Genomic DNA, 24,249 nt, shown 5'->3' on the forward strand with positions numbered 1-24,249 from the left:
CGTCGCGGCTACGGCCTGCGGCCACGGCAGCGGCAGCGTTACCCCGGACGAGACGAAGAAGGACCGGACGCCCGAAGCCGAAAGCCACGCCAGGGGGGGACAGACGCCGGGGTACGCGCCCCGGAGCCAACTCGGCAACACGCGCCAGGCGGCGTCGAAGGCCACGGCGAACTTGGGCCCCATCGGTACGTATAAAACCGCGTACGCCGCCTTGAGCGCCGCCGCCGAGAAGAACGCGAACGCCACCGCGGCCGCCTTCGTCAGCACCCACAGCAAGACGTCGTATACTACCAGCCGCCACGGCTGCCCCGATAACGTCGAGAATAACTCGAACGAGGTCTCGAAGGTGTCATCGCCGGTGGTGGCTACTATCGCCGGCGTAAGGCAGAAAGATATGGTGAAAACCAGCGCCAGGAAGACGAACAGCAACCCGCCGAGGAAAAGCGGCACCAGCGAGAGCGACGCGACGACGTCGCCGAACCAGGGAATCTTGCCGACGAGGCCGACGAGCAAACCGCCGCCGAAGAGTATCGCCAACGAAACGAGGAGCGCCCCCGGCGTGAAGATGACGGCGCGCCAGTGACGGCGCACGTACTGGCCCGCCTCCCGCCGCGAGTAGAAATCGTTGCCCCGCAGCTGCTCGATGGTTATCTTCGCCACCGCCGTCATGCCGAGGAAGGCGGCGACGAAAAAGGCCAACGCGCCCAGCGCCCACAAGACTACGCCGCCGGCGTTCAAGGGGACGGCCCCGAACGTGAGCGCCAACGGCGGGAAGAGGTAGTACGAGCTCCAGATGCGGTAGACGTCCGCGCCCGATACCGCGAACGCCAGGTATACGAAGACGTTGTATAAGACGAGGCCCAGCGCCAACGCCCGGAATTGCGTCCACACCTTCTTGGCGCTCAGCGCGAGCCGGGGGGCGCGGAAGATATCTATGAAATTAAACCTGAACCCGAGCATCTTCCCTCCTTGCCGCGGCCCGACGTCGTCGGGCGCCCCTAGGCTTTGGGTATCTTCGCGTAGTCTTCGAGGAACTTCTTCATACCGGCGTCGGTGAGCGGATGCTTCACCAACTTATCGATGACCGCTGGCGGGACCGTCACGACGTCGGCGCCGATACGCGCGGCCTCGACTACGTGCAGCGGATGGCGGACGCTGGCGACGACGACCTCGGTGTCGTAGTCGTAGTTCTCGTAGATCGTGACGATATCCTCGATGAGGTCCATACCGGTATGGCTTATGTCGTCGAGCCGCCCGATGAAAGGACTACAATATCCGGCGCCCGCTTTGGCCACCAGGATGGCCTGCGCCGGTGAGAAGACGAGCGTCACGTTCGTGATGATGCCCTCGTCGGCCAGCCTACGCACCGCCTTCAACCCCTCCTCGAAGCAGGGGATCTTGGTAACGAAGTTGGGGGCGCGTTTGTGGAAGGCGCGCGCCTCCTCGACGATGCCGTCGGCGTCCTGGCTCACGGCCTCGACGTTTATGGGGCCCGAGCAAATCTTAACGATCTCGTCGTAGAGCTTGTCGGCCGGCATCTTCTCGCGCGACACGAGCGTGGGGTTGGTGGTGACGCCGTCCAGCAAGCCCAAATCCGCAACCCGCTTTATGGCGTCCAAATTTGCGGTGTCAATAAAGAGTTTCATCCTCTCGAAACCTCCGCGTATAGGAACGAGCCCTTGGTTTATCTCGCGCGTTTACTTGCCTTCGAAGCGGCCCGGCGAATCCCAGAACGTGGTCTCGCCCGTGTCGCCAATATCCTCCTCGTCGATCGCCAGCCGATTCATATCGAACTCGGCGAAGGAGGCGATGTGACGGCCGAAGCCCGGCTCGGTAGAAGCGAAGATGCTAAACTCCCCGTCGCCCACTTCGTCGACGAAGACGAAGAGTATCCGTCGGCCGGTCGGCCCGGCGTTGTAGTACTTCCACGCGTAATACGGCTTCGTGGACCACGTAGACCTCTCGATGCCGGCGAGAGAAGCGGTCCCGCCGGCGTGGTCCTCGATCTCGTCGGGGGGCCCGAAGATGACGTAGACCTTGCCGCGGTCGGCGCGCAGGCCTTCGCGGATAGGCGACGTAAAGTGGTCGTGGACGTACGTCACGCGCCGCCAGAACTCGTCCTCGTACTCGTTCTCGGGGGTATTCGGGTCCGGGTCGCGCCGCACCCAGAACTTTTCCAGCATCATGCTTTTACCGCGGGGAGAGAGGACGTCGAAAAGGGTAAGCTCCTCATCGGTGGCGATGAGGGACAGCGCCAGGCGGGTATCCTTCTCCGTGGGCTGCGGGAGGTCACGCACCTCGTCCGGGAAAAGGACGCCGAACTGCTCGGCCCCGCTCATCCCCTTTATCAGGTCCTCCGTCAGCTGGCGCAAGTCGCGGCTTTGAGCGTCGGCCGACCCCTTCAAGGTTTTCTTCTCGACGTCGTTCACCCAAATTTGGAGCGTGTACAGCTCGCCGTCGTACGTCACCCGGCCCGTGACGACTTCGTCGACTTTCAACGCCTTACCCAACCGCACGATATCGTTCATCGCCGTAAGGTCGAGGCCGGCGCCCCGCGCCGCGCTGACGGCGTTATTCAAACGCCGATACTTCTCCAATTCGTAATCCTCTACGCCCAGGTACATGAGGCGGACGTTGTCGGCTATGTCGACGCCGCTTTCGGCGCTCGCCTGGCCGTAGGCGTCGAAGTCCAGCACGGCGACCTTACGCGCGGCGGCCGCGCTCCCGGCAAGGGCCGCGAGCAAGGCCAGGATACTTATATTTTTTAGTATCTTCATATTGGTTTCAACCTTCTTTCGCAACTATTTTCGCATACGAGTGAAAATTATAATACGCGGTTTGCTTAAAAGCAATTAAAAACCTTAACGCCGCCGCACCCAAAATAAAAGCCGCCCGAGAGGGCGGTTTTTTATTTGTGTAGTAGGGGCGACTGGCCAGTCGCCCCTACCGGAACAGCGCCTTAATCCTACCCACCGACGACGGTACGACCATTGGAAGCGATTCCCGGAAATATTGGATGCGGTGGTTACGATAGTCGGCGACGTATACGCGGGCGCCGTTCGCGGTGACGCGGACCGCAGTAGGCCGATTAAACTGGCCGTTGCCGGTACCAAGCGACCCCCATTTACCGAGGAACGAGCCGACGGGCGTAAAGTATTGAACGCGGTGGTTTCTCGCGTCGGCTACGTAAACGATACCGCCCGGGCCGTAGGTCACGCCCGACGGGTCGTCGAATTGGCCGTCGCCGCTACCTAGCGAACCCCACTTGCCAAGGAAAGAACCGCCGGGCGTGAAATATTGTACGCGATCGTTGTCGCTATCCGCTACGTAAACGTTACCGTTTAGCGCGAAGGCGATTTTAAGGGGAAACATGAACTGGCCGTCGCCCCGCCCCCACGAGCCCCATTTACCGAGAAAAGAGCCGGCCGGCGCGAAGTATTGAACGCGGTGATTGTAGGCGTCGGCTACGTATACGTTCCCGTTGGTCGCGATAGCAACGTCCCGCGTTTCGCACTGTTATTACCACATAAAAATGGCACCTAATTCCCAAATAAAAATTTCGCCAGGGGTCGGTGGCCGCGGCTAACTTACGATAGGGCTCGAGGTACGGGCGTCGGTCCAAGTCGGGGGGACGGGCCTTACGATTAGAGAAGGGGGCGACGAGGCGTCCGTAGTGATAGGCGCGGATTTGGCGCGTGATGTGACATTATTATATCGGAACCACCGCCCCCGCGATTTAGGTTGACACCGCTTTAGCGGGCTATTATATTAATTTTCGGAAACTACGCGGCGCGCGACGCGCCCAACGTTATGGCCGAAGACGAGAACCTCCCGCCGGGCAAACAACCGAGCAGCCGGACCCTGTGGCTCCGCCTCCAGACGCTGTTGTCGGATAAAATAAGTTCGCTGCCTACGCTGCCGGCGAAGATGGCGGTCGTCCGGGCCGCGCTCGAGGAGTACGGCGCCGTAGGCCTGATCTACCTGACGATCCCGCGGGCCGACGACCTCGAGGCGGTTTACGGCTGGCAATATCTGGACGAATTCATCGCCGACATAGGAACCGTCCTCGCCAAATTCCACCGGACGTTCCTCAAGCCCGACGACGTCGTCGTCGTACGCGACGTCCAATCCACCGAATTCCTTCTGTTCGTTAAGCCCTCCGCGGCGGATAGGCCGGAAGAGGTAGCCCCGGACCGGCTCGAAACCCTCAAGACGCAACTCATCAAATACCTGCAGTCGGAACGCAACGCCGACATCCTGCGAGGCCATCAGCAGGTAAACTTCCTCACGGCGACGTCGCGGGTCATCCACAACCTCTTAACCCGACCCGAGCGACTGGTCCTGGCCGCGGTGGACGAGACCCGCCGCGCGGCGATAGCGGCGTCCGAAACCGAGACCCGCCGCCAGCGTGAAACCCTCCAGCGTATTATCGTTCGCGAAGAAGTGGACGTCCTCTACCAACCCATCTTAACGCTGGGCGAACTCGCCGTCTTCGGTTTCGAAGCCCTCTCCTCCGCCGCGGACGGCACCGGCATCGCGAACGCCGAGATGCTCTTCGCGCTCGCCGCGGAGGCCAACCTGTCGACGCAGCTCGACCGCGTTTGTCGCCGGCGCGCCTTCACGGACGCCCAACGCTGGCTCGGGGACGCCCGGCTCTTCCTCAACACCGACCCCCGCACCATCGAGGAGCTCGGCACCCGCGACGACGCGCTATATCACCTCTTCCAGAGCGGCGGCATATCGCCCCACCGCGTCGTACTGGAAATAACCGAACGCTCCGCCATCGGGAACCTCGCCCTCTTCGAAGCCACCCTCAACCGCCTCCGCGACTTCGGCATCGGCGTAGCGGTGGACGACGCCGGCGCCGGGTACGCCAGCCTGAACACCATCGCCCGCCTTAGACCCGACTTCCTCAAGTTCGACATGGCGCTGGTGCGCGGCATCGACCGCGACCGCGTCAAGCAAGAGCTCCTGGCGACGGTCCAGGAGCTGGGGCACCGCGTCAAAGCCCGCGTTATCGCGGAAGGCATCGAAACGGAGGGGGAGCTCGGTACCCTGACGGGGGCGGGCGTGGAATTCGGCCAGGGCTACTTCCTGGCGAAGCCGAAGCCGGCCTCGGAGATAGAACGGTTCTTCCCCCGCGAGCCGGGGCGCTTGCTCGAACTCGCCCAAGCCGACGGGGACGGCGGCGAACCGGAGGAAAAAGGCCTTGAATCATAAAATTCTCGTAGTTGACGACGAGGAGAGCGTCCGGCACGTCGTATCCTACACGCTCGAGCAGGCGGGCTACGCCGTCGACACCGCCGCCAACGGCGACGAGTGCCTCGATAAAGTCTACTCCTTCCAACCGGACCTCGTCCTGCTGGACCTGATGATGCCCACGGTCGACGGTTGGGAAGTACTGCGGCTGTTGCGGTCCAACCCCGAGACCGAAGCCGTCCCCGTCGTCCTACTTACCGCCAAGGGCGAGATCCACGACATAATGTTCGCGTTGCAGCAGGGCGCGGCCGACTACATCACCAAACCCTTCGGCAAACAAGACCTGCTCGAGCGCGTATCGCGCGTCCTGGAATGAAAGGCCGCGCGGCGCCCAATTTAAAACCCGCCTTTCTCGAGGGCGGGTTTCTCGCGCCGGGGCCGGCCGCGGCCTTCAGACTTCACGGATGATAACCTTCTCGTACTTCTTCGGGTCTTCCAGGACCTTGCCGGTCCCGAGCACGATGCACGTCAAGGGGTTCTCGGCGAGCCGAATCGTCAGGTTGGTCTCCTTATTTAAAACCAGGTCGAGGCCCCGTAAAAGCGAGCCTCCCCCGCAGAGCACGACGCCGTCGTCTATAATGTCGGAGGCCAACTCCGGCGGCGTCTGCTCGAGCGTATCGCGGACGGCGCCGATGATCTGGCTTACCGGCTCGCGGATGGCGTCCCGCATCTCGCGGGAGGAGACCGTCAGCGTCTTGGGGATGCCGGCGACGAGGTCGCGCCCCTTGACGGACATGGTCTCCTCGCGCTCGAGCGGGTACGCCGAACATATGGTCTTCTTTATCTTCTCGGCGGTCTGTTCGCCCACCAGCAGGTTGTAAGCCTTTTTTAAGTAATTATCTATCGCCTCGTCGATCTCGTCCCCGGCGACGCGAATGGAGGTGCTGGTCACGATGTCCTCCAGCGCCAGGACCGCCACCTCGGTCGTGCCGCCGCCCACGTCAACCACCATACTGCCGCGGGGCTCGTGGATGGGGAGGCCGACGCCTATGGCCGCGGCGATGGGCTCCTCCACCAGGATGACCTCCCGGGTGCCGGCGTGGAGCGCCGAATCCCGCACCGCGCGCCGCTCGACGTCGGTAATGCCGGTCGGAACGCATATCGCCACCCGCGGCCGAAAGACGCCCCGCTTACCGCGCGCCTCGCGGATGAAATACTTTATCATCTCCTCGGCCAGGCGGAAATCGGCGATGACGCCGTCCTTCATGGGCCGTATCGCGAGGATCGACCCGGGCGTCTTCCCCAACATCTCCTTGGCCTCGTGCCCCACGGCGAGCACTTCGCGCTTCGCCCGGTCGAGCGCCACCACCGAGGGTTCGTTTATCACGATGCCCCGGCCGCGGACGTATACCAACGTGTTCGCGGTGCCGAGGTCCATCGCCATGTCGGGAGTCACCGAGGAGAATAAGCGTTTAAAGTCTGAAAAAGCGCTCAAGGCCGCCTCCGCTTGGGGTAATCTGATTGCCGGAATACTAACACACGTATTACGCTCCCGCAAGTTTATTCAGCGAAGTGCGCCCCGGCCGCACCGCTCGCCGCTATTGACTAACGCCGACGCCGTTAGTATTATAACGGCGTATGGACCGCGTCGCCGTCATAGCGGATTCGCACGACAACCTACGCATGATCCGGTTGGCCGTCGCCGTCATCAACGAGTGGGGCGCCGACCTCGTCCTGCACTGCGGCGACTACGTGGCGCCGTTCACCGCGGAACCGTTCCGCGAGCTCAACGCGCCCTTGCGCGGCGTCTTCGGCAACAACGACGGCGACCGCTCCGCCCTTAAAAAGGCGTACGCCGACATAGGAGAGATACACCCCGACCCCCATCGCTTCACCTTCAACGGCCTTTCGATGCTCATTACCCACAAGCCGCGGGTGGCGCGCGAGGCCGCGGCCGGCGCCGGCTACGACCTCATCGCCTTCGGCCACGACCACCACGTCCGCGTCGAACACGGCGAGTCCCTCGTGATCTGCCCGGGCGAGCTCGGCGGCTGGGTCACGGGGCGCGCGAGCATCGCGCTGGTCGAGGTCCGGATAGGTAACGTCGATATCGAATACCTGTAGCCGATGAGACGGTTTTCACTAACGAACGTTCGAGTCGCCCGGGCGGCCTTTGCACCGGCCGCCTTCCTGGCGATAATCGCGGCGGCCGCGCAAGGCCAACCGCCGGCAGCTCCGGAAACCGAGCCGCCGGCCGCGGCCCAATACCTGCAGGAAATCGAGAGCAACCTCGGCCCCCTCGCGAGCTACCGCGGGACGGCGACGCTCCGCGCGTACGGCGACGTCGAAGGCACCTTCAACGCCGCGTTCGCCCGGGCGCAACCCGACCGGGGCCGGCTGGAAATGTCGTCGCCGCTGACGGGAACGGCGCTGGTAGTCACCGCCGCCGCCGGCGAGCTGCTCGCCTACTACCCGCTCGACGAAATCGCCGTCGTCGGCTCCGACGACGCGCGCGGCATCGCGGCCCTCCCGGCGGGGCGCGGCGGCCTGTCCGACAGCCTGGACCTCCTCGCGGGGAGGCCGCCGTTATACGCGGAGGGGGTGGCCGCGGGTAACCTGGAAATCGGCGTCGCGGAGGAGGGCGGCGTCGTCGCGCTGACCTGGCTCGAGCCGGGCGGCGCGCGCCTCCAACAGCTTACGCTGGCCGGCAATCCGCGCCGTCCGGTCAACGTCCGGTTCTACGAAGACGACGCGGCGGCGGTGGACGTTACGTACGACGATTGGCGCGGCCGCGACGGCGCAGCCGTGCCGTTCGCAACAACCGTTAAAACCGCCGACGCCCTGGTGGAAATTACGGTTAAAAAATTCGAAGTTAACGTCGACGTACCGGAGGAGGCGTTTTCGACGACGCCCCCCGCCGGCGTCAAAGTAATGGAGGCGTGGCCCAACCCTTACGCTGGCGGCACCGAAGATGAAGGAAGCTAAATTCGAGGTCGAGGCGTACGCCAAGGTCAACGTGTGCCTGCTGGTCGCCGGGCGGCGTGCCGACGGTTACCACGACGTCGCGACCGTGATGGCGCCGCTCGAGCTGGCGGACACGCTGACGGTCGCGGTCAAGGCCGGGCGCGGCGTCAACGTGAGCTGCGAAGGCGCCGGCGTCCCGACGGGCGAGCGCAACCTCGCGGGCCAGGCGGCGCTGGCGTTCCTGGCGGCGGCGAACGTCGACGCCCGCGTCGACGTTCATTTGACCAAGAACGTACCGGTCGGCGCCGGCCTGGGCGGCGGCTCGAGCGACGCCGCGGCCACGTTGAAAGCCTTGAACCAACACTTCGGCCGGCCGCTGGGCGAGGACGCGCTGTGGCAGCTCGCCCGCCGGCTGGGCAGCGACGTCCCGTTCTTCCTCCGCCCCGGGTGGGGGTTCGCGACCGGGCGAGGCGACTTCGTCACACCCGTGCGGGGGCCCGCCGGCGTTCCACTCCTGCTGGCCGGACCGCACCGCAGCGTACAAACCACCCGCGTTTACAAAGCGCTCACGGCCGACGAATACGCGCCCCACGCCTACGCGCTGTGGCGGGTGCTGGCCCGCCTCGACGGGCCGCCGGCGGCGTGGTGGCCTGCGGGCGAAAATTCGCTGGAGCGCCCGGCGCTGCGCGCCTTCCCCTTCCTCGAAGAACTTAAAGAGGCGCTGGCCGAGCTCGGCGTGGACGGCGCGCGGTTAAGCGGCTCGGGCGGGGCGTTCGCGGCGCCGGCTACCGACGGCGAAAAGGCCGCGGCCGCGGCCGCGGAACTGACCGCCCGCGGCTACTGGGCCGCGATAACGGCCACGCGATAACGATGCGGACCCTCTTCAACACAAAGGTTATTACGACGTTAGTGCTCTCGGCCGTCGCGGCCGGCCTGGTCGCGCTGGACCTGACGGGCCGCGTCGAGGCGCGGGCGCTACTCGTCCGCGCCAAGGCGCCGGCGTACAAGCTATCGTCGTACGTAAAGGAGCTCGAGCGCCGCGAGGAGGAACGCGCCGATATGGCGGAGCGGCTCGCCCACCGCTCCATATTGTTGGGTCGCGCCGAGCGGTACAAGCGCGAGAACGACGCGCTGCGGGCGCTGCTGGGCTTCGGCGTCGAGCTGCCGTACGAGCTGACGTACGCGCCGGTCCTCGAGCGCCGGGCCGAGAGTTGGCTCGAGACGACGGCGGTGGGCGCGGGCCGCGACGACGGCGTCGTTGCCGGGATGCCGGTAGTAGGCGCCGAAGGGCTGGTGGGCCGGGTGGCGCGGGTGACGGCGACGGCGGCGGAGGTGGAGCTCATCACCAGCGAGCGCGTACGCGTCGCCGCGACGCACGCGCCCACCGGGACGACCGGCGTGTATTACGCCGACGCCGAAGGCCGCGGCCGGCTGGCGTATCTACCGCGGACCACCGAGCTCAAGGTGGGCGACCTGGTCGTCACCGCCGGTACGAGCCGCCTGTTCCCGCCGGGCTTGATTATCGGGTACGTCCGCGCCGTCGAGCGGCCTTTCGACTCCATGTTCGCCGAGGTGGAGGTGGCGCCGGCTGAGAACCTGGCCGCCCTGGAGAGCGTCTTCGTCGTCGACTGGCTGCCGAAGAAAAAGTAAACGCGCGGCCGCGCGTTTAATGTATCCAGCCTCTCGGGGCTGGTTTTTCGCAGGCGACGCCGCGGCGGAATATCACCGCGGTTGATTTAGGCCGTGGGACTTTGGTATAATAGGCCGGTTTATTTCTACGCGGCTACAAGGTGATATAAACTATGAAAAGGACGCCCTTCGTAGAATCCTGTCTCGTCATAGGCCAGTGCGCGGTCAACTGGTTCGCGCGCCGGCCGCTCGCCGTCTCGTTCGAAGTGACGAATTCGTGCACCTGCAACTGCCGCCACTGCGACCACGGCGGCCCGGTTGACGAAGCCGAGCGCATTACGCCCGACGACATCCGCCGCTGGATGAAGGTCCTGCACCCGGGCGGCATCCAAATTTCCGGCGGCGAGCCGCTGCTGCGCGACGACATAATAGAGTGCGTTCGCGCGACCCAACGCGTCGGCGGCCTGCCCTACACCGTCTTCGTCACTAACGCCTCGCTCCTAAGCGAGGAGAAGTACCTGGCGCTGCGCGACGCCGGGGCGGACCAGTTCTCGGTCTCGCTCGACTTCCCGGACGAGCGGCACGACGACTTCCGCCGTCACCCGGGCTTGTTCGCTCACCTCGACGCGCTGCTGCCGCGGCTGGCCGCGCTCGGCCACGACGACATCGTCCTCAATACCGCCATAACGCGGGAGAACTACAAGCACGTAAACGACATCGCGGAGCTCGCCGGCAAATGGGGCGTCAACATATCGTTCAGCGCGTACTCGCCGCGGCGCACCGGCGACATGTCGTACATGGTAACCGACCCGCTCGAGCTGGCGGAGCTGCGCCGGCAATTCGACCTCTTGCTCGAGCGCAAGGGGAACGACCCGCACGGGCGCATCGTCAACTCCTGCACCACGCTGGAAGAAACGTACGAATATTTCGAGAACGGCGGGACGCCGGGCTGCACCGCGGGGCTCCGCTTCCTGGTCATCACCGCCGACGGCTACCTGCAACCGTGCTCGATGCACTTCCGCAAGTATCTGGACCAGCGCAAATTGGCCGAAGAGTTTACCCCCGGCAACGAGTGCGACGAGTGCTACGTCGCCATTCGCTCGTATTTGGACAAGGGGTTCTGGCAGCTACTCCGCGAGAACGTCGTCGACCACTTCTCGTTCCGGCTGCGGCGGGACCGCGCTCGAGCCGGCTAGCGCGGCGCTTTAGGTTTGATAAATACGGGGAGAGGGATTAACGGGGAGCGACGGGACGGTTATTAACGCCGGAAAAGCGTAATACCGATAATAATACGAAAGCCGCCTCGCGGGAGGCGGCCTTTTGGTATCCGGTAAGTTATCCCCCTTAATAATAGTGCATCATCGTGCCGCTCGGCCCCACGGCCCACCCCTCCGCCGGCGAGACCATGTGCAGCGCCGTGAGCTCCCACGAGCCGCTGGGCATGTTCTCCTCCAGCGACCAGGCGTCGTCCTGGTAGCGGGCGAGGTGCATCTCGTTGCCGCCGGCCCACCCCAGGCCGCTCGCGGCGAAGCCGCAGCACTGGTACGTGATGTCCGGGTCCGGGCTTTGGTATCTCCGGAAGGCCGAGCCGTTCCAGTGGTAGAGCGACGCCACCGCGCCCACCACCCAACCGTCGTCCTCGGCGAAGAAGTGCAGGTCGTAGAGGTCGACGGTGGGCGGGAAGTCGACTTCCTTCCAGCTCGAGCCGTCGTAATGCAGGACGGTCCCGCCGTCGCCCGCCGCCCACGCCGACTTCGCCGAGAGCACGCGGACCCGCCGGAGCGTCTGCGTCGTGGGCGACGCCTCGGCCATCCACTCGCCCCCGCCGAACTTGAATATTCGGCCGCCCTCGCCCACCGCCCAGCCGTTGAGCACGTCGACCAACGCCAGGCCGTATATCTTCCTGCCGGGCGCCGGGTGGGGCCACTGCCGCCACGCGGTCCCGTCCCAGTGCGCGAAGAAGTCGCCGCCGCCCGCGGCCCAGGCGTCGCCGCCCGGCTCCGCGGCCACGGCGTACAGCGGCCCGATACCCCCGGGCAGTTCGGCTAAGGTCCACCGGAACGCCTGGAAATGCAGTATTTCGCCGGCGCCGTTGCCGTCGACGCCCGCCGCCCACACGTCGTCTCGAGCCGTCGACGCCACGTCGTATAAATCCGACGCGGTGGGGCCGTTGTGCCAGTACCACGCCGGCGGCGGTTCCTCCGGCGGCGGCGGTTCATAACAAGCCAGCGCCAACAACGCCGCGGTACCGAATAGCGGCCCCATATATCGATTCATAGAAAGCTCCCCGGCGCTTCCGCCGTCGCTTAGTCACCCTCCAGGCACAGGCGACTCGTAGTCTTGAAGTGAACCTTCGCGAACTCCCGCAGCGCGTCCCTTCCTTTTTTTTGAACCAACCGACGCGCCGCCTCCTCGACCGAGGCCGACGCGCCTTTGGGAAGCGGCAGGCCGGCCTTCTTCGACAGGCGCTCGAGGCCCGCCAGGAACCCGGCACGGGCCACTATCGAGGCCGCGGCCACCGCCACGTCCTCCTCGGCGCGGACCTTTTGGACCAGCTCGAGCTCGCGGCCGCGCTTCATCAGCGCCCGGGCGACGTAGGCGTCGTCGCCGAACTTGTCGGTTACCGCGCGGCTTATCTCGGGCCATTCCCCGGCCAAATTCTCTATGGCGCGCGCGTGGGCCCAGGCGAGGATGCGGTTGAGATTGCCCAGGCTGTCGTACAGCTCGTTGTAGCGCGCCGGGCCGATGGCGACGCGGGAGTGGGGTAAACGTTTCGCAATCTCGCCGGCCATAAAGGCCACGCGCCGGTCGGATATCCTCTTGGAGTCGCGGACCTCGAGCCCCCGCAAAAAATCTTCGTCGGCGCCGTCGCGGACGTACACGCCGCCGACGACCAGCGGGCCGAAGTAGTCGCCTTTCCCGGACTCGTCGGTGCCGATGCGGCCGCGGCCCGCCACCCCGCCCCTACCTTAGTACCCGAGCGCGCTGAAGGGAATGTCGAACCCGCCCTCGCGCTCGGCGGTCCCCTTCTCCTGCGCGCCGAGGTAGGCGCTGAGGTTGTTCTTGATGTGCGCCCGCGCCACCAGGTCGCGGTACCACTCCGCCAATATGAGCTGGCGCCGCTGGTTCAGCAGGCGCGCGCGGTACTCGTCGCCGCGCGTCGCGTAGAGCGCCGCGTCGGCGGGTACTTTCTCGAGCACCTTGACGACGTAAAACCCGGCCGGCGTACGGAGCGGGCCCACGACCTCGCCCTCGGGGGCGTCGAAGGCCGCGGCGGCGACGCCGTAGTCGCCGCCCAATTGCCCCGCCGGCACGGCGCGCGGAAACGCCGGCGTCTCGCCAAACGTGGCGCCGAAGGCTTTAGCCGCGGCCCCCAGCTCGCCCCGCTCTTTCGCCCCGCGGAACAGCTCGCCCGCGCGGCCGGCCACGGCCTCCAGCGCCCTATCGCGCCGCCAATCGGCCGCGGCGCGGTCCTTCACCTTATCGAACGGCGCCGGCCCGGGCTCGAGCTTGGCCGTCAGCTGGTAGACGACGAAACCGCGCAGGCGGCCGGCGGCGCCGCGCACGCCGGGCTCGGTAACGGGCAGCGCCGAGCCCACGTCGCCCACGTCCAGCGCGAAGGCTTCCTCGGCGACGTGCCGCTGCCGACCCAGCTCGCCTATGGGGTCGCCGGGCGCGAACGGCTCCGGCTCCTCAATCTTCAACCCCAGCGCGCCGGCCTCGGCCGCCAGGTCCGCCTCTCCCGCGGCGCGGGCGGCGAGCTCCATCGCTGTCGCCATGGCCTGGTCCTCGGCGAGCTGCTCTCCGAGCATTTCCCTTATCTCTTCGGCCTGCTCCTCGAACGCCGGAACGTCCGCCTCGCGCTTTACGACGTGGTAGCCGTAGACGCTTTTTATCGGGCCGCTAAGTTCGCCCTCCTCCAACGCGAACGCGCCCTCCTCGAAGTCGGGGTCCGCCTGACCCCGGCCGAAGAAGCCGAGGTCGCCGCCTTTAGCGGCCGAAGCCGGGTCGTCGCTCAGCTCCTTCGCCACCTTGGCGAAGTCGTCCCCGCCGCGGATGCGGGCCGCGGCCGCCGCGGCCTTCCTCCGGGCCTCCTCCCACGCCGACTCCGGCTCGCCCGGTTTTACGGCGAACAATATGTGACGGCAGCGGATCTCGCCGGCGTCGAAATGAACCGTCTTGTTGCGTTCGTAATACTCTTTGACCTGGGCGTTGCTGACTTTGACGTCCTTGCGGATTTTATCCAAATCCACGAACGCGTACCGGATGCGTACGCGTTGGGGTAAGCGGTAATCGTCGAGGTGGGCGGAATAATAGGTCTTCAACTCGCCGCCCGAAGGTTGGGCCTCGGCGTCCGGCGTCGCCGGCAGGAACGCGTACGCCACCCGCACCGTCTCCGTCTCCTCGTCGAAGCGCGCCTTCACCTCGGCATCCGAGACGCGCGCCGCGGCGCTCACCATCTCAAAGACGCGGTCCATAAGGATGGCGTCGCGGAGCCAACTCTCGAACTCGCCGGGCGTCATGCCCTGCTGTTCGGCCACGAAGGTCTCGTACTTGCGCCGGTCGAACTCGCCGCCGGACTGGAAGTTGGGGTTGTTCTCCACTAGGATGCGGATCTCCTCGTCTGATATGCGGAGGCCCATCCGCTCGGCTTCGCGGAGGACGAGCTCCTTCATCACCAATTGATTCAACACCGCATTAGCGGTCGACAGCCGGAGGTCGCGCTCCGCGGCCTCGGTGAGCGGGCGCTGCGAGTCGCGCTGGAGGCGCTGGTAGCGCAGCCTCATCTCGCGGTAGAATATGGGGTCGAACTCGGTCTGCCCTATCTTCGTGCCGTCTACCTCGACGATGACCGGGCCGTGGGTCTCGCCGCGTACGATCTTGCGGAGCGTCGTCGCCCCCACGAAGAACAGCGACGCGACGAACGCCGCCGCCACCGCCCACATTACGGGCTTCATGCCCTCGCGCATTCCTTTTATAGTTCCCAAGTCGAAACCTCCGTAACGCCGGCGCCAGCCGGCTTAACTTTCGCGGAACTCCTTACGCCCCTTCGAGCTCCTCGGGATATGCCAACCGCCGGAACGCGGGGTCGTCGCGGTAAGGGCGGAAATCGTCGTCGGCCTTTATCAACTTCTTCAAAGACGGCGACAGCTCCACCGCCTTGGCCGCGTCCGCCAGCATCTCTTCCCGCCTGCCGCACAGGCTATAGGTGCAGGCGCGATTGTAGTAGAACTTGGCCTCGTTAGGCCGAAGCGCTATCGCACGCTCATACGCCGCGAGCGCGTCGTCGAAACGCTCGAGGCGGGCCAGCGCGACGCCGCGGTTATTATACGCTTTAGCGTTGTCCGGTTCAAGCTCTAAGGCCCGCTGGTACGAGGCCGCGGCCTCCTCGTACCTCCCCAGCTTGTCGAGGACGAAACCTTTATTGAAGTGGGCGGCGGCGTGGTTCGGCTCGAGCGAAAGCGCCTCGTCGTACGCGGCCAGCGCCTCGTCGTAGCGCTCGAGGCGGCGCAACGCTACGCCCCGGCCGTGATGAGCCTCGGCGTCGGCGGCGTTCTCCGTTACCGCCTTTTCAAACGCAACGAGCGCGGCCTGGTATTCGCCGCGCTTCAGGAGGGCGTTGCCTTCGTTGACGCGCGACGCACGGGCTCCTTCGCCATCGGAAGGCATATTACGGATTTCCCCGGAGTAATTCAGGGCGCCGGCTACCATCGCCGCCGGCGCCCGACATTGTGCGCCGAATCGCCCGCCGGCCCGGGTTACGTCTGCGGCTCTTTTATCGCCGCCTGGGCCGCGGCCAGCCGCGCCACCGGGACCCGGTAGGGCGAACAGGACACGTAGTTCAGACCTATCTTGTGGCAGAAAGCGATGGTCGCCGGGTCGCCGCCGTGCTCGCCGCAGATGCCTATCTCCAGCTCGGCCTTGGCGCCGCGGCCTTTCTCGACGGCTATCTCCATCAGCAGGCCCACGCCGTTGACGTCCACCGTCTGGAACGGGTCCTCCTTGAGGATGTTATGCGCGAGGTAGTAGCGGAGGAAGGGCCCGGCGTCGTCGCGGCTGAAGCCGAAGGTGGTCTGCGTGAGGTCGTTGGTGCCGAAGGAGAAGAAGTCGGCGATAAGGCCTATTTCGTCGGCGGTCAGCGCCGCGCGCGGCACCTCGATCATGGTCCCGACTTTGTAGGGCACGTCCACGCCCTCGTCGTCCATTATCTCGTCGGCGGCGTTGCGCACCACCATGAACTGGTTGAAGAGCTCGTTCACGTGGCTCACGAGCGGTATCATTATCTCCGGCCGGACGGGGGCGCCGTCGCGGATGCACTGCACCGCGGCGCCTATAATGGCGCGCGCCTGCATCTGGGTTATCTCGGGATAGATGATGCCGAGGCGGCAGCCGCGGAGGCCCAACATCGGGTTGAGCTCGCGCAGCGTCTCCACCTTCTCGGCCAGCTCTTCGACCGGGATATCCATCTGCCCCGCCAGCTTCTCGATGTGCGCCGGCTCGTGGGGCAGGAACTCGTGGAGCGGCGGGTCGAGGGTGCGGATGACGACGGGGCGGCCGGCCATGGCCCGGAATAAGCCGACGAAGTCCTCCTGCTGTATAGGCCGGAGCTCCTCGAGGGCCGCGCGCCTGCCGGCCTCGTCGCGGGCGACGATCATCTTGCGCATCGACGTGATGCGGTCGCCGGCGAAGAACATGTGCTCGGTGCGGCAGAGCCCTATGCCCTGGGCGCCGAACTTGACCGCCACCGTCGCCTGGTCCGGCTGGTCGGCGTTGGTCCATACCTCCAGCCGCCGCGCCTCGTCGGCCCACGACATGAAGTCGGCGAACTGCCGGTATACCGTCGACTCGTCCGGCGCGAGGGTTTCGTCGATGAGAACGCGTTTTATTTCCGACGGCTGGGTCTCGAAGGCGCCCAACAGGACCTCGCCCGTCGTCCCGTCCAGCGAGATCTCGTCGCCCTCTTTTACGACCGCGCCCCCCAGCGCGACGAACCGGCGCTTCTTGTAGTCGATGCGGATGTCGCTGCAGCCGACGACGCAGACCTTGCCCATCTGGCGGCCTACGAGCGCCGCGTGCGACGTCATGCCGCCGCGCTCGGTCAATATGCCCTGGGCGGCGGACATCCCGCGGATATCCTCGGGCGACGTCTCCACCCGCACCAGTATGACCTTCTCGCCGCGTTCGGCCCACGCCGCGGCGTCGGCGGCGTTGAAGACGACTTTGCCGGCGGCGGCGCCGGGGCCCGCGTTCAAGCCCCGCGCGATGACCTTGCCCGCCTTGACCGCGGCCTCCTTCTGCTCCAGGTTGAACACCGGCCGCAGGAAGTGATTGAGCTGCTCCGGCTCCATCGAGAGGAGGGCTTCCTCCTTGCTCATCAGACCCTCGGCCACCATGTCGATGGCGATGGTGAGGGCGGCGTACGCCGTCCGCTTGCCGGCGCGGGTCTGCAGCAGCCACAGCCGGCCGCGTTCGAACGTGAACTCGATGTCCTGCAGGTCGCGGAAGTGGGCCTCGAGCTTGCGCGCCGCGTCCTCCAGCTCGCGGTATACTTCCGGCATATCCTCGCCCAGCGCCGCGATGGGTTTGGGGGTCCGGATGCCGGCGACGACGTCCTCGCCCTGGGCGTTGGACAGGAATTCGCCGTAGAGGCCCGTCTCGCCCGTGGCCGGGTTGCGGGTGAAGGCGACGCCCGAGCCCGAGTCGTCGCCCAGGTTGCCGAATACCATCGACTGGACGTTGGCTGCGGTGCCCCACTCGTCCGGGATGTTGTTTATCTGGCGGTAGGCAATGGCCCGCGGGTTGTCCCACGACGCGAAGACGGACCTTATGGCCCCCCACAGCTGCTCGCGCGGGTCGTCCGGGAAATCGACGCCCTTGCCCTCCTTCACCGCCTCCTTGAAAAGGCGGACCAACTCCCGCAAGTCCTCGGCCCCCAGCTCGACGTCGAGGTCGACGCCCCGGTCCTTCTTGACGGCTTCTATTATCTCCTCAAACGGGTCGACGTCGTCCTCGGTCTCGGGCTTCAAGCCCAGGACGACGTCGCCGTACATCTGGACGAAGCGCCGATACGAATCGTACGCCGGCCGCGGGTCCCCCATCTGCCGCGCCAGGCCGGCGACGGTCTTGTCGTTCAGGCCAATATTGAGGACGGTGTCCATCATCCCGGGCATCGAGACCCTCGCGCCGGAACGCACCGACAACAGCAGCGGCTTGTCGACGTCGCCGAACCGGCGGTCCAGCGATTGCTCCACCCGTCCCAGATGAATCTCGACTTCCTCATCCAGGCCCGGAGGGAATTCGCCGTTCCGGTAATAATAAACGCAGCCCTCAGTGGTAATGGTAAAACCGGGCGGCACGGGTATGCTGATGTTGGTCATCTCCGCCAGGCCGGCCCCTTTGCCGCCTAACAGGTCCCGCATCTTGGCGGTGCCTTCGGTGGCGCCGTCGCCGAAGAAATATACGTACTTTTTATCCATTAAGCCCTCCAGGGCGGGAAGCGATTACCTGGATTAAGTGAGTGGGTAATCCGTAAATCCAACTATTTTAAATTAAAACCGGGCGGATTTCAACCATTCTATTATTAATACGATGTTATAATATTTTGGCATAAAGGTAACGCCGTATGCAACCCGGCCTGGAAACGATACTCCCCCTCGTAGAAAAACCCGGCCGCTACATCGGCGGCGAGACAGGCGCCGCGCCGCCGGCGCGCCCGGGCGAGCTGCGCTTCGTCCTGTGCTACCCCGACGTCTACGAAATCGGCATGAGCCACAAGGGGTTTTTAAACCTGTACGGCGCGTTGGCCGAGGTCGACGGCGTAGCCGTCGAAAGGTGTTTCGCTCCCTGGGGCGATATGGCGGCCGAGCTCCGCCGACGCGGTATCCCGCTCGGCGCGCTCGAGTCCGGCCTGCCGCTCTCCTCCGCCGACGCGCTCGGTTTCTCCGTCGCGACGCCGCTGCACTTCACCACCGCGCTCTCGATGCTCGAGCTCGCCCGCGTTCCGCTGCTCGCCGCCGACCGCGGCGAAGATGACCCTCTCGTAATCGCCGGCGGCCAGGCTATGTTCAACGCCGAACCCATGGCCGACTTCCTCGACGCCGTCGCGCTGGGCGAGGGCGACGAGCTGGTCGTCGAGCTCGCCGAAGTCGTCCGCGCCGCCGAAGCCAAAGGTGCTGCTCGAGCCGAGACGCTGCGACGGCTGGGAGCCGTAGAGGGCGTGTACGTGCCGTCGTGGTACGAGGCGACGTACGACGGCGCCCTCTTCGCGGGGCTCCGCCGTAAAGAACCCTCGGCCCCGGCGCGGGTTCGGAAGCGGACGCCGGCCGACGCGGCCGCCGTCCCGGCCGCCCCTCCCATAGTGGCCAACATACCCCCCACCCACGACCGCCTGGCGGTCGAAGTTATACGCGGGTGCGTATGGGGGTGCCGCTTCTGCCAGGCGGGGATGGTCACGAGGCCGGCGCGCGAGCGCGACACCGTCGCCTGCCTGGGGGAAGCGGAAGCGCTCACGACGGCGACGGGAGCTTCGGCGTTGTCGTTCCTAGCCCTCAACGCCTGCGATTACTCGTTGCTCGAGCCGCTCGTCGCGAACGTTCGCTCGAGCCGCCCCGACGTCAACCTGTCGCTGCCGGCGGCGCGCATATCGTCGTACCGCGGCGAGATATCGGCGGCCCTCATATCGCAGCGGCGGAGCCAACAGACCTTCGCCCCCGAGGTCGGCGCGGAACGCCTGCGCGCGGTTATCAACAAGGACTTCGCCAACGACGACGTCCTAGCCGCGGTGGCCGCCGCCGGCCGCGCCGGCTGCCAGAACGTCAAACTCTACTTCATGGTGGGCCTTCCGTCGGAGACGGACGACGACGCGGCGAGTATCGGCGAGCTAATCGCCCCTTGTAGGCGCGCGCTCCGCGAGGGCCTGGGGCGCTGGGGGAACCTCTCCGCCGCCGTCTCGCCGTTCGTGCCGCACGCCCACACGCCGTTCCAATGGCTGGGCCTCGCGCCGCCGGAAGTGCTGGCGCGCCGCATCGCGCTGGCCAAGAAGGCCGCCCCCCGGCAGGTCAAGGTGGAGGGCGAGGTCGGTTCGCGCGTCCTGGAGGCCTGCCTCGCCCGGGGCGACCGCCGCCTGGGCCCCGTCATCCTGGAGGCGTACCGCCGCGGCGCGCGCTTCGACGCCTGGCGCGAGCGCTACGACGCCGGCGCGTGGGAGGCCGCCTTCGCCGCCGCCGGCCTGGACATGGAAACGTACGCCCGGCGCGAGCTGCCGCTCGAGGCGCCGCTGCCGTGGGACCACGTCGACGTCGGCGTGACGAAAGATTTCCTGGCCGCCGAATTGGAGCGCGCCGCCGAAGGCCGGCCTACGCCGCCCTGCGACAGCGTCGCGTGCCGGCGCTGCGGCGCGTGCGACGACCGCGTTACGCTCAGGTTCGCGGCGTCGGAGCTTCCCGACGCCCGGGCGCCGGGCCGCGCCGCACTCACGAGCCGGAAGCAACGCCTGAGGTTTACGTACGGCAAGGCGGGACCGTGGCGTTGGTTGTCGCACCTCGAGCTGTACCGCCTGTTGCTGGCGCAACTGCGCCGCGCCGGCGTGCCGCTCTCGCGGTCCGCCGGGTTCTCGCCCAAGCCGCGGTTGGTGCTCGCGCCGGCGCTGCCGGTGGGCGTCGCCGGCGACGAGGAATACGGCGAGGTATTCCTGTACGAGGAAACCGCGCCCCGAGACTTCGTCGCGCGCGTTAACGAGGAGGAGCCGTTCGTCCTGGCCCGGGCGTGGGAGGAAGACGCGCGCGGCCCGGCGTTGGAGAAAACGCTCGAGGGCGCGCGTTACCGCGTGGAGTTCACGCCCCTGGCCGCGTCCCTGGATTTACGGACGGAGGCCGTAGTCGAGAACGTAGACGCGCGGCTGGCCGAAGGCAACGTGGTGGTCTCGAGCCGGCGCGGCCCGGTGGACCTGGCGGGACAATGGGAGCTCGAGTCCTGGTCGCGCGAAGACGGCGTGTTGGAATTCTACCTCGCCGCCGGGGCCGTGGGGGCGTTGTACGGTGTCATAGCTCAGCTGGCGGACGTAGACCCGAAGGCGGCCCGGGTGGCCGGCGTCACGAGGACGCGCGTCGCGCTCGGCGACGCGAACGCCGGCCAAGACTGACCGAATAGCTCATTTTCCTTTGCCTCGCGGGCACGTAATTGGTATAATTATCGGTACGGCGTTTAACCCTACGGTCCGCTCTTCTACCGCGGCGGGAGCAATGGCGCAAAAAGATATCCTGGTCGACTCCTCGCTGGGCGAGGTCCGCGTGGCCGTGGTCGAGAACGGCAAGCTGGTGGAGCTGTATCTCGAGCACGAGGACGCGGAGCACTACGCCGGCGACATCTACAAGGGAAGGGTGGAAGACGTGCTCCCCGGCCTGGGTTCGGCCTTCGTCGACATCGGCCACGAAAAGCGAGGGCTCCTGCACGCCTCCGACGTAGTCGCGACCGGGATCGAGGACATCGACGAGATTTTCTTATCGCAAGCGCGGGGCGCCGGGACGGCCGCGGCGGCGGCGGCGCGCGGCCACATCGGAGACGTACTACAATCGGGCCAGCACATAATAGTCCAAGTGACCAAAGAATCAATCGGCGACAAGGGCGCTAAACTCACCACGGCCGTCGCCATCCCGGGCCGATACTTCGTCCTGGCGCCGTACGCCGACCGCGTCAACATATCCTCCCGCATCGAGGACGAGGCGGAGCGGGAGCGGCTACGCCGTTTGGCCGAAGACGCCAAACCCGCGGGTTACGGTTTCATAGTACGCACCGCGGCCCAGGGCATAGAGCCGGAATTAATACTGCGCGATATGGAGGACCTGGTCGAGACGTGGCGGCGGATTTTAAAAAAGTCGGAGCGCAAGCGCGCCCCGGCGCTCCTTTACAAAGATAAGGACCTCCTCGAGCGCGTGCTCCGCGACCAGTTCACGGGCGACGTGGACACGTTCATCGCCGACTCCTTCGCCACCTACGAACGCGTCGTAGCGCTGGCCGAGAAGTACGCGCCCGATTTCGTATCCCGCGTCCGGTTGTACGAGGACGACCACCCCATCTTCGACGCGTACGGCGTAGAGGGCGAAATCGACCGGATGTTTAGGCGGAAGATATGGTTGCGGAGCGGCGGCTACATCGTCATCGACGAGGCCGAGGCGCTGGTAGCCATCGACGTAAACACCGGCCGCTTTCTGGGACGCGAGGACCAGGAGGACACCATACTAAAGACCAACCTCGAGGCGGCGGCCGAGATCGCCCGCCAGGTCCGACTCCGCAACATCGGCGGCATCATCATTATCGATTTCATCGACATGACGGTCGCGGAGAACAAGGGGAAGGTCCTCGAGACGCTCAAGGGATATATGGCGCGGGACCGGGCGCGGAGCAAGATACTCGAGCTGTCGGAGCTCGGCATGGTGGAGATGACGCGACAGCGACAGCGCGGCAGCCTGGTGGCGGCGCTGAGCCGGACTTGCCCGTATTGCCGCGGCCGGGGCGCCGTGTTGGACTTCGACGTTCTCGGCGTTAAAATCGAACGCGAGCTCGCGCGCCGCCTGCGCGAAGAGAGCTTCGCGGAAATAACGGTCGTCGTTCACCCCCGCGTAAAGAATTTCCTGGATACGACGTTCGCGGAACGCCTAAACCGGCTCGAGCTCGAAAACGGCGCCCAAATCAACGTCGTCTCCCGCGAGGACGTAGCGTTGGACGACGTCGAAATCATAAAACCTCGGCGCGGCGCGAAGGAATACGCCGACTGAGGTTAACCCCAACTCCCGGTTACAAAAAAGGAGGAATATACTTTGCCGCTCAAAAACACCGACGAGGAAAACCGCGGCACGAATTTGGACCTCGACGTACTCCGCGAACTGCGGAACATCGACCAAAGCTTGGTGTCCTTGAAAGCGGCCTTCGAGAAGCTGAAATCGGCGGGGGATTTGACGGACGACGATATAGACGTCATTATGCAAGAATTCGAGAATTTCGTCACCGGCAAGGTCTCGCAGTTGGATAAAGTCCGCAACGGCCTACGCGCCCTCTACGAACGTTATTACGAGAAGTACCACGACCGAGCCATCGTCTCGGTCAAAGGAGGCGTGTGTCACGGCTGTTTCGTAACCATCCCCCCTATGCGCCTCGACATCATCCGCCGCATGGACAGCATCGAATTCTGCGAAAACTGCGGCCGGATACTGATATGGGAAGAAGAGTAACGACGTCCCCCTTATCCCAACCATGACCCCCTCTTTCGAAGTCTATCACGACGGCGACATTTCGCCGGCCCCGCTCGAGGGCGCCGAAGTGGCGGTCCTCGGCTACGGCAGCCAGGGCCGGGCGCAAGCCCTCAACCTCCGCGACGGCGGCGTTAGCGTCACGGTGGGGCTGCGGCCCGGGAGCGCGAGCCGCGGCCTCGCCGCCCAGGACGGCTTCGCCGCCGTCGAGCCGGCGGCGGCGGTCGCCGGCGCCTCGTTCGTCGCCGTCCTCGTGCCCGACGAAGTCCAGGGGGAGTTCTTCGAACGCGACGTAGTCCCCAACTTGCAGGCCGGCGCCGTCGTTGTCTTCGCCCACGGCGGCCCGGTCCACTTCGGCGACGTCGCGCTTCCCGACGGCGCGGACGTGGTCCTCGTCGCGCCCATGGGGCCGGGTCGTCTGTTGCGCGAATACTATACGGAAGGCCGGGGCCTCAACGCCAAGGCAGCCGTGGCGCAAGACGCCACCGGCCGGGCCTGGCCGCGGGCGCTGGCGTACGCCCGGGCGCTGGGGTGCGGCCGCGCGGGCGTCATCGCCACCACCTTCGCCGAGGAGGCGAAGCTCGACCTCTTCTCGGAGCAGGCGGTGCTGTGCGGCGGCGTCCCGGCGCTGGCCGAAGCCGCGTTCGAGACGCTGGTGGAGGCGGGTTACCCGCCGGCGCTGGCCTATATCGAGTGCGTCCGCGAGATTAAGTACATCGCGGACCTGATCTTCGAACACGGCGTGGACGGCATGCGGCGCCGCATATCATCCACCGCGCTGTACGGCGGCGCCACCCGCGGCCGCCGCGTCATCGGCCCGGAGGCCGAAAAAGCGCTGAGGGAAATACTGGAAGCCGTGGAGGACGGCTCCTTCACCGCGGAGATGAAAAAACGTTGGCCCGGCCGGGAAGAGTTCCTCAACGCGGTACGGAACGACCGCCTAGAGGCCGCGCGCGACGAGTTCGAGAAAATTATCCGACGAGCCGAGAGCGAATGAAAAAGCGGCCCGAACGGGCCGCTTTTTTCTTGCGTACGTGCTCGTCTCGTCTAGCGCGTAACCACCATACGGCGGACGGCGCTGCCGCACGAGGCGTTGAGCCGGTACAGGTACACCCCCGGCGCTACGCCCCGGCCGCCGTCGTCCGCCAGGTTCCAGACTACCTCGTGCCGACCCGGCGCCGACGCGGCCGCGTCAAGCGTCCGCACCTTCCGG

Annotated in this window: 21 protein-coding genes; 11 read left to right on the top strand and 10 right to left on the bottom strand. The window is 65.9% G+C overall.

What is annotated here, in order from left to right; genetic code table 11:
* The 4 genes from VMX79_11095 to VMX79_11110 form a co-directional block, all read right to left on the bottom strand.
* Nucleotides 1-960, bottom strand: a 960-nt coding sequence (locus VMX79_11095) for a hypothetical protein (protein ID HUV87643.1), incomplete at its 3' end; no start/stop codon positions are given.
* Nucleotides 961-998: 38 nt separating this feature from the next.
* Complete coding sequence (gene fsa / locus VMX79_11100) at nucleotides 999-1,646, bottom strand: fructose-6-phosphate aldolase (GenBank protein ID HUV87644.1); 648 nt, start codon at nucleotides 1,644-1,646, stop codon at nucleotides 999-1,001.
* Nucleotides 1,647-1,697: 51 nt separating this feature from the next.
* Entirely contained in the window at nucleotides 1,698-2,777 is a 1,080-nt protein-coding gene (locus VMX79_11105; protein HUV87645.1) for a GWxTD domain-containing protein, read from the bottom strand.
* Nucleotides 2,778-2,943: 166 nt separating this feature from the next.
* Nucleotides 2,944-3,372, bottom strand: coding sequence for a hypothetical protein (locus VMX79_11110; GenBank protein ID HUV87646.1), 429 nt, complete (start codon nucleotides 3,370-3,372; stop codon nucleotides 2,944-2,946).
* A gap of 438 nt (nucleotides 3,373-3,810) precedes the next feature.
* On the opposite strand from VMX79_11110, the gene VMX79_11115 reads away from it, so the two are divergent.
* Nucleotides 3,811-5,220 (top strand): EAL domain-containing protein, encoded by a 1,410-nt coding sequence (locus VMX79_11115; GenBank protein HUV87647.1) that lies wholly within the window; start codon nucleotides 3,811-3,813, stop codon nucleotides 5,218-5,220.
* A complete protein-coding gene (locus tag VMX79_11120) occupies nucleotides 5,210-5,575 on the top strand; it encodes a response regulator (protein HUV87648.1) in 366 nt (121 codons plus the stop codon). Before VMX79_11115 ends, VMX79_11120 begins: the two co-directional genes overlap by 11 nt.
* 75 nt (nucleotides 5,576-5,650) lie before the next feature.
* Here the strand turns inward: VMX79_11120 and VMX79_11125 are convergent, their stop codons facing one another.
* Nucleotides 5,651-6,655, bottom strand: a complete 1,005-nt coding sequence (locus VMX79_11125) for a rod shape-determining protein (protein HUV87649.1) — start codon at nucleotides 6,653-6,655, stop codon at nucleotides 5,651-5,653.
* Nucleotides 6,656-6,837: 182 nt separating this feature from the next.
* Between VMX79_11125 and VMX79_11130 the strand changes: the two genes are divergently transcribed.
* The 5 genes from VMX79_11130 to VMX79_11150 all read left to right on the top strand — a co-directional run bounded on the left by VMX79_11130 (nucleotide 6,838) and on the right by VMX79_11150 (nucleotide 10,988).
* Complete coding sequence (locus VMX79_11130) at nucleotides 6,838-7,323, top strand: metallophosphoesterase (protein ID HUV87650.1); 486 nt, start codon at nucleotides 6,838-6,840, stop codon at nucleotides 7,321-7,323.
* A 3-nt stretch (nucleotides 7,324-7,326) separates the two neighbouring features.
* The gene (locus VMX79_11135) at nucleotides 7,327-8,184 is read left to right on the top strand and encodes a hypothetical protein (GenBank protein ID HUV87651.1); all 858 of its coding nucleotides are present in this window, start codon (nucleotides 7,327-7,329) and stop codon (nucleotides 8,182-8,184) included.
* Nucleotides 8,171-9,031, top strand: coding sequence for a 4-(cytidine 5'-diphospho)-2-C-methyl-D-erythritol kinase (gene ispE, locus VMX79_11140; protein ID HUV87652.1), 861 nt, complete (start codon nucleotides 8,171-8,173; stop codon nucleotides 9,029-9,031). The genes VMX79_11135 and ispE overlap by 14 nt, the downstream gene beginning before the upstream one ends.
* Before the next feature lie 2 nt (nucleotides 9,032-9,033).
* Complete coding sequence (mreC, locus tag VMX79_11145) at nucleotides 9,034-9,813, top strand: rod shape-determining protein MreC (GenBank protein HUV87653.1); 780 nt, start codon at nucleotides 9,034-9,036, stop codon at nucleotides 9,811-9,813.
* A 152-nt stretch (nucleotides 9,814-9,965) separates the two neighbouring features.
* Nucleotides 9,966-10,988 (top strand): radical SAM protein, encoded by a 1,023-nt coding sequence (locus VMX79_11150; GenBank protein ID HUV87654.1) that lies wholly within the window; start codon nucleotides 9,966-9,968, stop codon nucleotides 10,986-10,988.
* Nucleotides 10,989-11,136: 148 nt separating this feature from the next.
* Here VMX79_11150 and VMX79_11155 read toward each other — a convergent pair whose 3' ends face one another.
* The 5 genes from VMX79_11155 to ppdK are packed head-to-tail and all read right to left on the bottom strand — an operon-like array spanning nucleotide 11,137 to nucleotide 18,269.
* A complete protein-coding gene (locus VMX79_11155; protein HUV87655.1) occupies nucleotides 11,137-12,069 on the bottom strand; it encodes a hypothetical protein in 933 nt (310 codons plus the stop codon).
* 29 nt (nucleotides 12,070-12,098) lie between these two features.
* Nucleotides 12,099-12,749, bottom strand: a complete 651-nt coding sequence (rnhC, locus tag VMX79_11160; GenBank protein HUV87656.1) for a ribonuclease HIII — start codon at nucleotides 12,747-12,749, stop codon at nucleotides 12,099-12,101.
* A 12-nt stretch (nucleotides 12,750-12,761) separates the two neighbouring features.
* On the bottom strand, nucleotides 12,762-14,780 hold the full coding sequence (locus VMX79_11165; GenBank protein HUV87657.1) for a peptidylprolyl isomerase: 2,019 nt from the start codon (nucleotides 14,778-14,780) through the stop codon (nucleotides 12,762-12,764).
* 52 nt (nucleotides 14,781-14,832) lie between these two features.
* The gene (locus VMX79_11170; GenBank protein HUV87658.1) at nucleotides 14,833-15,504 is read right to left on the bottom strand and encodes a tetratricopeptide repeat protein; all 672 of its coding nucleotides are present in this window, start codon (nucleotides 15,502-15,504) and stop codon (nucleotides 14,833-14,835) included.
* Nucleotides 15,505-15,551: 47 nt separating this feature from the next.
* Nucleotides 15,552-18,269 (bottom strand): pyruvate, phosphate dikinase, encoded by a 2,718-nt coding sequence (gene ppdK, locus VMX79_11175; GenBank protein HUV87659.1) that lies wholly within the window; start codon nucleotides 18,267-18,269, stop codon nucleotides 15,552-15,554.
* Nucleotides 18,270-18,415: 146 nt separating this feature from the next.
* On the opposite strand from ppdK, the gene VMX79_11180 reads away from it, so the two are divergent.
* The 4 genes from VMX79_11180 (at nucleotide 18,416) to ilvC (ending at nucleotide 24,033) form a co-directional block, all read left to right on the top strand.
* Nucleotides 18,416-20,932, top strand: a complete 2,517-nt coding sequence (locus VMX79_11180) for a TIGR03960 family B12-binding radical SAM protein (GenBank protein ID HUV87660.1) — start codon at nucleotides 18,416-18,418, stop codon at nucleotides 20,930-20,932.
* A gap of 100 nt (nucleotides 20,933-21,032) precedes the next feature.
* A complete protein-coding gene (locus tag VMX79_11185) occupies nucleotides 21,033-22,565 on the top strand; it encodes an Rne/Rng family ribonuclease (protein HUV87661.1) in 1,533 nt (510 codons plus the stop codon).
* 42 nt (nucleotides 22,566-22,607) lie between these two features.
* Nucleotides 22,608-23,018: a C4-type zinc ribbon domain-containing protein gene (locus VMX79_11190; GenBank protein ID HUV87662.1), complete on the top strand. Its 411-nt coding sequence runs from the start codon at nucleotides 22,608-22,610 to the stop codon at nucleotides 23,016-23,018.
* A gap of 22 nt (nucleotides 23,019-23,040) precedes the next feature.
* Complete coding sequence (ilvC, locus tag VMX79_11195) at nucleotides 23,041-24,033, top strand: ketol-acid reductoisomerase (GenBank protein ID HUV87663.1); 993 nt, start codon at nucleotides 23,041-23,043, stop codon at nucleotides 24,031-24,033.
* Nucleotides 24,034-24,249: the final 216 nt, after the last annotated feature.

The sequence above is a fragment of the bacterium genome (assembly GCA_035529855.1).
In the GTDB taxonomy this organism is placed as follows: domain Bacteria; phylum RBG-13-66-14; class B26-G2; order WVWN01; family WVWN01; genus WVWN01.

What these genes read in the sequence shown, in the direction of transcription:
- fsa (HUV87644.1), bottom strand. Translation starts at nt 1,646, where the DNA reads ATGAAACTCTTTATTGACACCGCAAATTTGGACGCCATAAAGCGGGTT.
- VMX79_11105 (HUV87645.1), bottom strand. Translation starts at nt 2,777, where the DNA reads ATGAAGATACTAAAAAATATAAGTATCCTGGCCTTGCTCGCGGCCCTT.
- VMX79_11170 (HUV87658.1), bottom strand. Translation starts at nt 15,504, where the DNA reads ATGGTAGCCGGCGCCCTGAATTACTCCGGGGAAATCCGTAATATGCCT.
- VMX79_11110 (HUV87646.1), bottom strand. Translation starts at nt 3,372, where the DNA reads ATGTTTCCCCTTAAAATCGCCTTCGCGCTAAACGGTAACGTTTACGTA.
- ilvC (HUV87663.1), top strand. Translation starts at nt 23,041, where the DNA reads ATGACCCCCTCTTTCGAAGTCTATCACGACGGCGACATTTCGCCGGCC.
- ppdK (HUV87659.1), bottom strand. Translation starts at nt 18,269, where the DNA reads ATGGATAAAAAGTACGTATATTTCTTCGGCGACGGCGCCACCGAAGGC.
- VMX79_11185 (HUV87661.1), top strand. Translation starts at nt 21,033, where the DNA reads ATGGCGCAAAAAGATATCCTGGTCGACTCCTCGCTGGGCGAGGTCCGC.
- VMX79_11150 (HUV87654.1), top strand. Translation starts at nt 9,966, where the DNA reads ATGAAAAGGACGCCCTTCGTAGAATCCTGTCTCGTCATAGGCCAGTGC.
- VMX79_11135 (HUV87651.1), top strand. Translation starts at nt 7,327, where the DNA reads ATGAGACGGTTTTCACTAACGAACGTTCGAGTCGCCCGGGCGGCCTTT.
- VMX79_11115 (HUV87647.1), top strand. Translation starts at nt 3,811, where the DNA reads ATGGCCGAAGACGAGAACCTCCCGCCGGGCAAACAACCGAGCAGCCGG.
- ispE (HUV87652.1), top strand. Translation starts at nt 8,171, where the DNA reads ATGAAGGAAGCTAAATTCGAGGTCGAGGCGTACGCCAAGGTCAACGTG.
- VMX79_11155 (HUV87655.1), bottom strand. Translation starts at nt 12,069, where the DNA reads ATGAATCGATATATGGGGCCGCTATTCGGTACCGCGGCGTTGTTGGCG.
- mreC (HUV87653.1), top strand. Translation starts at nt 9,034, where the DNA reads ATGCGGACCCTCTTCAACACAAAGGTTATTACGACGTTAGTGCTCTCG.
- VMX79_11130 (HUV87650.1), top strand. Translation starts at nt 6,838, where the DNA reads ATGGACCGCGTCGCCGTCATAGCGGATTCGCACGACAACCTACGCATG.
- VMX79_11180 (HUV87660.1), top strand. Translation starts at nt 18,416, where the DNA reads ATGCAACCCGGCCTGGAAACGATACTCCCCCTCGTAGAAAAACCCGGC.